This is a genomic window from Methanosarcina sp. 1.H.T.1A.1, assembly GCF_000979295.1.
In the GTDB taxonomy this organism is placed as follows: domain Archaea; phylum Halobacteriota; class Methanosarcinia; order Methanosarcinales; family Methanosarcinaceae; genus Methanosarcina.
The window spans coordinates 1-10,251 of the sequence record NZ_JJQY01000081.1 but is presented as its reverse complement, the minus strand read 5'-3'; the positions used below and the strand labels follow the sequence as shown (position 1 = coordinate 10,251).

Here is a 10,251-nt window from a genome sequence, read left to right as displayed (position 1 = left end):
TCGGCAGCGTCAGATGTGTATAAGAGACAGCTGCTATCCTGTTCACATCATCCTCAAGACCAAGGATCAAACCAATTCTACCTGTATCAAAGTCATCAGCAAGCTCAGGTGGAGCTATCTCTTCAAGGATATGCACAATTTCAGTAAGTTTCATGGAAAAAACCTCCGGAAACCGGAAAATTTAAAAGTACTCGTTTTCGCCAGTCAGAATTCTAATTGCCAGAATTCAGATTAAGTGTTTATGACATTTAATCCCAGCCCTGAGTTAAAACTTCATTCATAAACTAAAAGCTCATCAACAGAACAAAGATTCCATTCTAAAGGAGGTCCTCTTTCAATCAAAATTTGCGAAATCATTAGCAAAAATTAAAATAGAATATGTGAAGATAATTTATAGAGATTTACTTAAGATATTTTGAAGAGATGGACAAACTTATAAAATTTATATTTATAAATACATTATTGAAAAATAGGGACCTGAAACTAATTAGTTAAGAGGGAGTGGGCTGGGGCGAAGACTATGCTACGCATAAAAATAATACGGCTGTTGTAGAATATCACCTAAAAAATAAAAATATAGAAATATATAAAATATTGACCAAGCCGCAAATTTCACAGAAACGCAAAATGTACGTTTCCATTGCCCGGGCCCGATATAAACATAATCAAAATCAAGGAAGGTAACCATGGCTAAAAGGATTGCACTGATCGTATTACTTGCCGTTTTTATCTTCTCCGGCCTCTCAATGGCCGCTTTTGCGGCAGATGAAGTGGAGTGGGTGGAGAAACAGAATAATGCAAAACTATATTGGGGAAGTACAATAACCGTAGACGGGTATGAAATAAAAGCAGAGGATTTCAACGAAGATAAGATGGTTTTCGTTTCGATTTCAAAGGATGGGGAAAAATTAAAGACATGTCCTCTTACGGCAGGTCTGGAATTTGAATATAATGATGAGATAAAGGTTTATGCCCAGAGTGTAAATCCGAATTATGAAATACTTACCAAAGATGGAAAGGAATTCAAGACCGGAAATTGGAATCCATATGCTGAACTGGATGTTCTTGTAAGAGGAAAACCAGGTTTTGACATAAAGATCGAAACTAAAAAAGATACATACGATTCTAAATCTACAGGGGATGGCAGAATCGATGTAACGATAACAGTTAAAAATAACGGGAAAGCAAAGGCTGAAAACGTTGTGCTGACTGTTGATACCGCCGGGTTGGAAGTACTTAGTGGAAAAACAAAATACACATACACAAAGATCCTCAAAGATGAGACTGTTGAGCCCATTACTCTCACACTGAAAACGCCCACTCCCTGGGAAGATACAAATTTCAAGATAACTGCAAAAACCACATGCGAAGACTTCAAGGGCAATAAGTATGAACACGAAGGTTCCAAAAGTATAAAAGTCGAAAAAAAATGGGACCTCATTGTTTCGAAGAGTGCTACGCAAGAGCGCCATATGGAGGAACAGGTATATGTTTCAGTCACTGTTCGGAACGGAGGGCTATGCGACATTAACAATATCGACCTCAAAGATCAGATTGTTTCCGGAATGCACCTTAAAGAAAGTGTATCCCTTGAAAAGACACTTTCCCTGAAAGCCGGAGAAGTGGCTGAAAAGGTTTTTGAGTATACCCTCATTCCGGAAAGACCAGGGAGCTTTACCGTCCCGAAAACCACAGCTACTTTCACCCTTGCAAACGGGCAGAGCGGAAAAGTGGATTCCGAGAAGTCGGATACGATAAAAATTTACGGGCCCTATATTGAAATTACGAAAAAGATTGACAAACAGCAGCTAAACCCCGGAGACGAACTGACTGTAACGGTCACTACAAAGAACACTGGAAATGTTGATGCAAGTGTAACAGTAACCGACGTCGTGCCCTCTGAGGCCAAATTAATAAGCGGAGAAACGAGTTTCAAGCAGGTACTTGGGAGCGGCAGCTCAAAGACAATCACTTACATCCTGCAGATGCACAAAGAAGGAGAAGTCCAGCTTCCTGCCTGCAAAGCAACTTTCCTCGATCTCGATAAATATTCAGGAGAGGTCAACTCAGAAACTCCTGTTGTTTATGTAGGAACGCCAATGACCCTTGAAGGAAGCAACTCACAGCCGGAAGGGACAACAGGATCCAACCAGGAGAAAAATGAACCCGCCAGCCAGACACAAACCGGCGGGACGGAAGAAGATTATGGAGATACCCCTGGATTCGGTTCCATACTTGCTGTAACAGGGCTTCTGGCGGGAACAGGGCTCCTGAGAAAGAGAAGCAACTGAATGACTAAAAAAGTCAAATATTATTCCGGATGCTTCCGGACTTTCCGGAGCATCCTTTTCCGCCCTGGCCACTGCACTCACCAGACTGCTAAAACCAGTCTCCTCAGTCATTAATTTTTTTCTGCGTGGCACCCTGTTTTACTTGCCTGTCTTTTTCTTCTTTCTTTTTTCTTCTTTCTTTTTTCTTCTTTCTTTTTTCTGCTTTCTTTTTTCTGCTTTCTTTTTTCTGCTTTCTTTTTTCTGCTTTTTTTGCAGGGCCGCCAGACAAGCTGTCGGAGGCACTTCGATTTTCTTGAATTGAAAGCCGGTTTTCGGGGTTAAGGAAAGTATTCTCCTGAACCAGGAGGCATTTCTTCAGTATGTTATCTCTCTTAATTGCGGTGTTCGTTTGCCGGTTATTTTTGATCTGGCTGACGGCTGGCCCAGGTCCGGTGCGGCGCAGGAAGAGAGAACAGAAAGATTTCCTCAGGGATTCCGGAATAGGTCAACCAGTCGATCAGGACTGCCAGCTCATTAGAATAAAAAGATAAAATTAACAATTAGAACGTAGAACTTTCATAAAACCGTTGAATGAAATTCAAAAATCAGACGCCTTACAAAGAGATCAAAACAAAAATATACCTTCTAAAAGAAGAAAACGGAATCAAAACATGAAAGAACTCCAGAACCAGCCTAAAGCAAAAACCCTGATCCTGACCCACGGAGACTCTGACGGGATATGTTCGGGGGCAATTGCAAAAAGTGCCTACCCGGACGCATATGTCTACTTTACAAGTCCGGTCAGCCTTCTCGATACGTTAGATCTCATTGAGGACGTTGAGAATCTTATAATCTGCGATATTGCAATCGAGGAAAGGCACTGCTCGGAACTCCTCTCAACACTTGAGGAAATTGCGGAAGAATGCAGCCTGTACTACATAGATCACCATCCCCTTCCGGAAAGATGCAGAAAAGAAGACTGGTTTTATCACGATACGGGAGTATGTGCCTCAGAGCTCACCTACAGGGTCTTTGAAGAGCTCCTTAGCCCGGAAATGCGGAGGGTAGCAATCTACGGAGCTATAGGGGACTTCTGTGACAACACGCCCTGTGTAAAGAGCTGGGTAAGAGACTGGGACAAAAGAAGCCTCTATTTCCAGGCTGGAGCCCTGATCCAGGCAATACTCCAGAAAGGAAAAGAATACGAGTTTAAAAGAACCCTGATTGAACCCCTATCAAAGGACGTAATTCCTTCAAATATACCTGACCTGCTCGAGCTTGCCAGGGAAGCTGCAATTAATGAAGAGAAAACCCGGCTTTTTGTTAAAGAAAACGTGAAAGTCCTGAAAAACAGTGCGTATATTGTAAATACGAATAACTCTATCTCAAAGGCAGCGATCTATGCAGCCTCCTACGGCCAGAGAGAAGTGGGAATTGCAGCCGAGTACCGTGAGAAAAAAGGTGTGTATGATCTTAGCATACGTTCCCGCGGAAATGTGGATGTAAATCGGATACTGCGCTCGGTTGCACCTAAGTTTGGAGGAAGCGGCGGCGGGCACCCTGTTGCAGCAGGAGCGCGCATCCCCGAAGATTCGCTGGAGGTTTTCCTCCGGGCTTTCGATACCAGACTAGGGAAAGCAAATGAGGTAAAATAAAATGGAAACCAGCAAGACTGCAGCTGAAAACGGCGTAAATATTGAGATTATCTTTGTAGGGCGCTCAAATGTGGGCAAGTCCTCCCTTCTCAGGGAGATCTTCGGAGCAAAAGTAAGGGTTGGGAGACGCCCGGGTGTTACCCTGCGTCCCATACACGCCCAGGCGTCAGACCTTCTTATCACGGATATGCCGGGCTTCGGCTTCATGAGCGGAGTGAAAGACCGGAAACAGGATATTGTAAAAGACCAGACAGTACGCTATATCGAAAAGAATGCCGAAAGGATCAAACTCGGGGTCCTTGTAATAGACGGCCCGGCTTTCCCGGAAGTAGTCGACCGCTGGGATTCAAGGAACCAGATTCCTATCGACGTTGAAATGTTTGATTTCATGAGGGAAATTGGGATTGACACAATCGTTGCTACAAACAAGATGGACAAAGTAAAAGCAGACGAATATGACTATCTCCTTGACGAGGTTTCAGTTCGTCTCGGACTTGAGCCTCCATGGCAGAACTGGAAGCATATCATCGCTCCTATAAGTGCTAAAAAAGGAGATTTGAAAGCCTTAAAGGGACTTCTCCGGGATAGGCTGCACGAAATGAAAAGGGACGACCTGTTCAAGTATGTTTGATCCATCCTTAAACAGGCCACATTAATTTTTAACAGCATATTTTAAACAGTTCTGTTTTACCCGTTCTGTTTTAACTCAATTATTTTGCTTACTCTAACTAATCTTTCAAAATATAGCGGAGATAAGCCTTTCAGAGCCTTTTCAGCTGCTGGCTGTAGACGCGCCCGATCCGCTGGATTGTATCTGCTTCTTCGGGGTCTTTATCGTCCCGGATACGGATGAAGCGGGGAAAACGCAGTGCAAAGCCCGAGTCGTAGTTGGGGCTTTTCTGGATTTCCTCAAAGGCGATTTCCAGAACAACCTTCGGCCTTATGGCAAATACCCCTCCGGCTTCTCCGCTTTCCATTAGCCCTGAGAGCATCTCTGTAAGTTCTTTGAGCTGCTCATCGGTAAGACCCGTACCCACCTTGCCAACCTGCAGGAAGCGTAAAGTCTCGGGATCGTAGCAGGCAACTGAATACGAGCCTATCAGGTTTGCCCTGCGCCCAAAGCCCCATTCTGCCCCCACGATCACAAGGTCAAGGGTTTCCATAAGGGGTTTTTTCTTCAGCCAGTTTTTACCGCGCTTGCCGGGAGAATATAATGAGTTAGGATTTTTGACCATGACGCCTTCGTGCCCGGCTCTTAAGGCTTCCCTGTAGATTTTTTCCACAACCTCGAGGTCTCCGGTTATCACCTGCTCGTCCACGCAGATGGATTTTGAGTCCTCAACGGAGCTCTCCACGCAGGATTCAAGCGCTTTTCGCCGCTCAACAAGAGGGAGATCAATCAGGGTTCTGCCGTTCAGGTACATGATGTCAAAGAGGTTGAGCTGGATAGGAATTCCGAGCATTTTTTCTTCAACATCGTACTTGCGCCGGAAACGCTTAAGGATCTCCTGAAAGGCTTTAGGCCTCCCATTTTCATCTACTGCAACGGCTTCCCCATCAAGGATTGCGGATTCAGCCTTTACATGTTTCCGGACTATTTCGACAAGGTCAGGGAGGGAATTTGTGACGTTTTCAAGCTTTCGGGAAAAAAGAGTAACCGAATTTCCACTCTTGTGGATCTGGACTCTTGCCCCGTCGAATTTCCACTCAATTGCAGCTTCCTTCATATCCCTGATATCGGCATCTATATCAGGGCTGATCTGCGAAAGCATCATCTTTATGGGACGGTTAATTTCGATCCCGAGACTTTCGAGGGCTTCTACCCCACCTTTCTTGGCAGTTGCAGCCACTATCCCGAGGTCGTTTGTGACCATAAAGGCATGTTCTGCTACATCTGCAGGGACGGAAAAGGCTTTTGCAATGGCATCCCTTACAACTCCTTCCCCTACTCCTATGCGGAGTTCCTCAAGTGCAAGCCTGGAGATGTATTTTGCTTCCCTCGGGGTTGATGAAGTAAATAGAAACTGAAGGTTTCTGACCTTAACGTCCTGTGAACCTTTGCCGGAAGCTTCGGATGCGGTCTTGAAACGCTGGTAAACCTCAGTTATTGAAAGCTCTGGCTGCTCTTCGAGGAAAGAAGAAAATGTAACCTGATTCTTTCGTTTTTCTTTAAGGATAAGAAGTGCGGTATCCCCGATGTCTCCAGTGGTCCGGATAAGAGATTCTATACTTTGTACAGACATACCTGAGGCTTTGGAAAGGGAAACATAAAGCAGGCTTGTGCCAATCCCGAGCTGCTCCCCACTCCAGGCAGGAAAAACCTCACTCATAATAAAGTGAGTTGCAAGAGGCAGCTCTTCGACGTCAACCTTTTTGAGAAGGTCAGCAACCTTATTTGTAGTTTCTATAGTGCTCGATATTTTTTCAATCGTCTGGCAGGTTTCTGCAAATTCCCTGAAGCTTGTCATGGTCCACGCAGCTTTTTCGTTTTATGTTTTTTCAGATTCTGGTCTCTGAAGGCCGATATTTCCAGTACTTATCGATTTCCGTAAATTGCAACCAGGTCACTGAGAACTGCGCTTGCTGTTTCGATCGGACCTGCGCCTTTGCCTGTAACCGTAATTTCTCCTGCAAGCTCAGTGTCTATAGAAGCCACATTAAGGGTGCCTTTTACAGCGAGTGGATGATTGATAGGCACAAGCCTGGGAGCAACATGTATTCTTTCCCTGCTGACCTCTCCTATAAGCTTTATCACATGCCCTCTTTCATAAGCCATTTCCAGGGCCTCAGGCGTGATCTTCGTGATTCCTGTAACCTCAACGTCCCTGTATGTCGCATCAAGCCCGAAAATTGAATTGGCAAGAATTACCAGTTTGCAGGCCGTATCAATTCCTTCAACGTCATATGTCGGATCGGTTTCGGCAATTCCGAGTTCCATGGACTCGGCAAGAATATCTTTATAACTTGCCCTTTCCTCAAGCATTCTGGTGAGGATATAGTTACAGGTCCCGTTAAGAATTCCTTTGATGCTTCGGAGTTTATTTCCAGCAAGGACTTCATTTGCCAGATTAATAATGGGCATGGAGCCGCCGACTGTAGCTTCGAACCTGAAGTTTGATCCGGCTGCTTTCGCAGCTTCCATCAGTTCTCTGTACTTCAGGGTGAGAGGTCCTTTATTGGAGGTAATAACATCTTTGCCGGTCTCGAAAGCTGCAATCATGTTCTGAAGACCTGCTCCTCCAGTGACAATATTTGTAGGAGTGGTTTCGATTACCAGCTCATGGTCTACGGACCTTATAACCTCAACACCTGTGAGCTTATCTATGGCAACCGTGCCCCCTGTCCTCTTGCGGGAAAGGCAGTCGGCTAGATCCACTCCTTCGGGGTTAACAGTAGCCCCTTTAGAATCCACAACCGCAACCACCAGAACTTCCAGCCCGATACTTTCCAGATACTCTTTTTTCATAAGGAGTACCTCGGCTACACCCTGTCCAATTGCACCAAATCCTAGAATAGAGCAGCGCACTGTTTTCATGTTTTCAAATCTCCTATGTTTTTTCAGGCATGGATGTCTATTGGAAGAACCATAAGCAGGTCTTTTCTTACCGAGACTTTTTTAAGGATGTCAAGCGCCTTTTGCAGATCCTCTTTACCCACAGCATCGATTCTGATCAGAGCTGAAGAAAGCAGATTAATACCCGGCATGGATAGCGAGATGTCAACTACCTCCGCAAACCCGGTCTTGTCAATTTCATCAATCGTATCCTGGATCCCTGTATGGACCACGTGCCCTATAAGGACTACATTTATGCTCTCTCTGAAACGGTGTTCTCCAACCCTTACGACTTTTATCCCGTTTTCCTCAAGCTTTGCTTTTATTGCTCCGATGTTCTCAGGCTTTATCTCAAGTACAAGCTGTACAGGAACTGTTTTTCTGGGGGTCCGCTTCTGGTGGTGGTGTAAAACAGTTATCAGGTTAGCCTTAAATTCCGAAAGAGGCTGGAGGGCTAAAAGCATCTGCCCGGGCACATCTTTTAATTCAATGTCCATGGAAACTCGCATACTGTCCCTCATGCAATTTATAATAATTAGATTAGATATGAAGTTTAAGTAATAATATATTAATTTAATAAATGTATCAATTTAATAAATATATCAAATTAATAAATGTATTAAATTTAATATCCAGTAATCTAATTCAGTCAGCTCACTGTCAAGGTTATAATAATATATCAGCATATGGACACCGGCTCAAATTATACTGTTTAAAGCTGATTTCATAACTTATTGATAACCCATCTGCTGGCGAATCAGATATTATAAATTTAATTCATGTGTTATGATTTTATAATTCGTTACTTCTATTCTGTAATTCTTTATTCTGACCCTTAAGATCTTTATTCTGACACTAAATTTCCGTCAGCCTTATCTTTGAGAGATATTTGCCCTGATTTTTACCATGATAATACAGTTTACATTTAATGGCATTCCATTGAATGTAGAAGGTAATCATGTATAAATGAGCAAAAAGGGTATCAAGGAATATCATGTGCCAGATCTTTCAAACTTTTATTAATATTTCCTGCTGCTTAGTAGATGAATTCAGTTATATAGTTTGCTATTTACGGGGTTTGCTATTGACGGTTTTTCAAAAGATGTGAAGAAAAGAGTCATTTTCTTATAAAGTACCGTTTCCTCCTGACTCCTTCTTGCTCTGGGATCCCTGCTTGATAACCTCTCCATCAGGAATTCGGATAATGTTTCCTCTGCCCCTTTTGAACTTTTCAACCAATCCGCGTTCTTCAAGATCCGAAAGCATAAGGCTTACTTTGGATTCCGAATACGGAGACTTTTTACGGAGTTCTCTCTGAGTAATTCGGTTTCCATTAGCTCGAATCAGACTCATAATCTCTTTCAGATCATCAGGGAGAGTTGCTTCAGGGATTTCCAGATCACCGGGACTAAACGAATCAAATTCTTCTTCCGAGGGATTAATAGATACCTTTGAATCTTCTGCCAGCTTTACATTTTGCTGCACGGGCATCTCTGTCCCAGATATGTTCCCAGTCCATTCTTCAACGTTAAGAGATGAAGGAAGCTCCTGGTCGGTTTCTGAAACTTCAATAGAACCTGCTTTATTGGATTTTGCATGTTCCGAGGTCTCTACCTCTATTGTTAAATTTTCAGGTTCTGATGCATTGAGTTCTGATGCATTGAGTTCTGATGCATTGAGTTCTGATGCATTTAGTCCTGATGCATTTAGACTTCCCTTTTTCCCCGGGGAACCTGCTGTCTTTTCAGGAGGGTTCCTTTTTTCCTTTTTCACGAAATAACCAGCCAGTAGCAGGATACAGATTGCAAGTAAAGCAAAAGTTAAAACCGTATTTTGTGAGCTAACCTTATTTTGCGAACTTGCCTGAGATTGGGGCTCTGCCTCCTCAAAATCCAGGTCAACATTTTCGAAGTCCCCCTGGTCAAGAAGATCTTCCTGATAAGTAGGGAAAAGTAGAAGGTCATGAACGAATTCCCCTTCGTCGGAAACTATAACTTCTTCTTCAGCCGTATAAACTATAGTATCCTCTTCAAAATAATTGGCTGTTATCAAGTAGGTTCCTGGAGTAAGGTTAAAAGAGTATTCAGCATCCGTTGCAACAAAGGACTGCTCCGGAGTAGAGTTGATCTCAACTATTGAGTTTTCGAGGGGTTTGAAGCTGTACCACTCATACACGGTCCCGTGAATAGTCGCCGCAAGTGCGTTCCCCTGAAAACACATTAGGAAAATGAATACGCAGGCGATTTTGCAGAGCTTTCTAAAATTCACGAAGCTTTAAATGGGTTTTTAGCATAAATCTTTTACTTTTCCTCGTAAGAAGTTAAAACGTACTGAAGGCAAATTAAAGTTTTATCAAGAAAATAAAGATCCTATCAAGCTTGGAAGCCCATTTATTGTTATTAATCAGTCTTATTCCGAAAAGTATGCTTATATCTCCCTATCTTAATATGACAGTATCTTAACTTGCCAAAGGAGGCAGTCAGATGAAAAAATCAAGAATTGTTCGATATCTGGCTTATATTACATTTATATTAATATTATTCTGTGTACTGCCTGGAGGATCACTTGCTACTAAGGACTCGTCAGAGCATGGAAGTGGGATCCAGTATGCAGGCGAGAGTGCTACAGGTTCAGAAACAGGTTCAGAAAATAGCGAAAAATACAGTGTAGAGGATGCCAATGGCAATACAGGTTCAGAAAATAACGAAAAAGATAGTATAGAGGATGCCAATGGCAATACAGGTCCAGAAAATAACGAAAAAGATAGTATAGA

Annotated in this window: 7 protein-coding genes and 1 pseudogene; 4 read left to right on the top strand and 4 right to left on the bottom strand. The window is 43.1% G+C overall.

The window, feature by feature from the left end:
• The first annotated feature begins 686 nt into the window (after nucleotides 1-686).
• The 3 genes from EO95_RS07805 (at nucleotide 687) to engB (ending at nucleotide 4,556) form a co-directional block, all read left to right on the top strand.
• Complete coding sequence (locus EO95_RS07805) at nucleotides 687-2,291, top strand: BatD family protein (protein ID WP_048133659.1); 1,605 nt, start codon at nucleotides 687-689, stop codon at nucleotides 2,289-2,291.
• A gap of 650 nt (nucleotides 2,292-2,941) precedes the next feature.
• The gene (locus tag EO95_RS07800) at nucleotides 2,942-3,925 is read left to right on the top strand and encodes a DHHA1 domain-containing protein (RefSeq protein WP_048133658.1); all 984 of its coding nucleotides are present in this window, start codon (nucleotides 2,942-2,944) and stop codon (nucleotides 3,923-3,925) included.
• A gap of 1 nt (nucleotide 3,926) precedes the next feature.
• On the top strand, nucleotides 3,927-4,556 hold the full coding sequence (gene engB, locus EO95_RS07795; RefSeq protein ID WP_048133657.1) for a GTP-binding protein EngB: 630 nt from the start codon (nucleotides 3,927-3,929) through the stop codon (nucleotides 4,554-4,556).
• A gap of 130 nt (nucleotides 4,557-4,686) precedes the next feature.
• Here engB and EO95_RS07790 read toward each other — a convergent pair whose 3' ends face one another.
• The 4 genes from EO95_RS07790 to EO95_RS07775 all read right to left on the bottom strand — a co-directional run bounded on the left by EO95_RS07790 (nucleotide 4,687) and on the right by EO95_RS07775 (nucleotide 9,698).
• Nucleotides 4,687-6,393: an ATP-dependent DNA ligase gene (locus EO95_RS07790; protein WP_048133656.1), complete on the bottom strand. Its 1,707-nt coding sequence runs from the start codon at nucleotides 6,391-6,393 to the stop codon at nucleotides 4,687-4,689.
• 68 nt (nucleotides 6,394-6,461) lie between these two features.
• The gene (locus EO95_RS07785; RefSeq protein WP_268767892.1) at nucleotides 6,462-7,487 is read right to left on the bottom strand and encodes a homoserine dehydrogenase; all 1,026 of its coding nucleotides are present in this window, start codon (nucleotides 7,485-7,487) and stop codon (nucleotides 6,462-6,464) included.
• Nucleotides 7,484-7,987, bottom strand: a complete 504-nt coding sequence (locus EO95_RS07780; protein WP_048133654.1) for an amino acid-binding protein — start codon at nucleotides 7,985-7,987, stop codon at nucleotides 7,484-7,486. Before EO95_RS07780 ends, EO95_RS07785 begins: the two co-directional genes overlap by 4 nt.
• A 616-nt stretch (nucleotides 7,988-8,603) precedes the next feature.
• Entirely contained in the window at nucleotides 8,604-9,698 is a 1,095-nt protein-coding gene (locus tag EO95_RS07775) for a winged helix-turn-helix transcriptional regulator (RefSeq protein WP_235282911.1), read from the bottom strand.
• Nucleotides 9,699-9,961: 263 nt separating this feature from the next.
• On the opposite strand from EO95_RS07775, the pseudogene EO95_RS07770 reads away from it, so the two are divergent.
• Nucleotides 9,962-10,251, top strand: a pseudogene (locus EO95_RS07770) (chromosome segregation ATPase); the annotation flags it as partial.

Excerpts from the sequence above, each read along its gene's own strand:
- EO95_RS07805 (WP_048133659.1), top strand. The coding sequence starts at position 687 with ATGGCTAAAAGGATTGCACTGATCGTATTACTTGCCGTTTTTATCTTC.
- EO95_RS07800 (WP_048133658.1), top strand. The coding sequence starts at position 2,942 with ATGAAAGAACTCCAGAACCAGCCTAAAGCAAAAACCCTGATCCTGACC.
- engB (WP_048133657.1), top strand. The coding sequence starts at position 3,927 with ATGGAAACCAGCAAGACTGCAGCTGAAAACGGCGTAAATATTGAGATT.
- EO95_RS07790 (WP_048133656.1), bottom strand. The coding sequence starts at position 6,393 with ATGACAAGCTTCAGGGAATTTGCAGAAACCTGCCAGACGATTGAAAAA.
- EO95_RS07780 (WP_048133654.1), bottom strand. The coding sequence starts at position 7,987 with ATGCGAGTTTCCATGGACATTGAATTAAAAGATGTGCCCGGGCAGATG.
- EO95_RS07775 (WP_235282911.1), bottom strand. The coding sequence starts at position 9,698 with ATGTGTTTTCAGGGGAACGCACTTGCGGCGACTATTCACGGGACCGTG.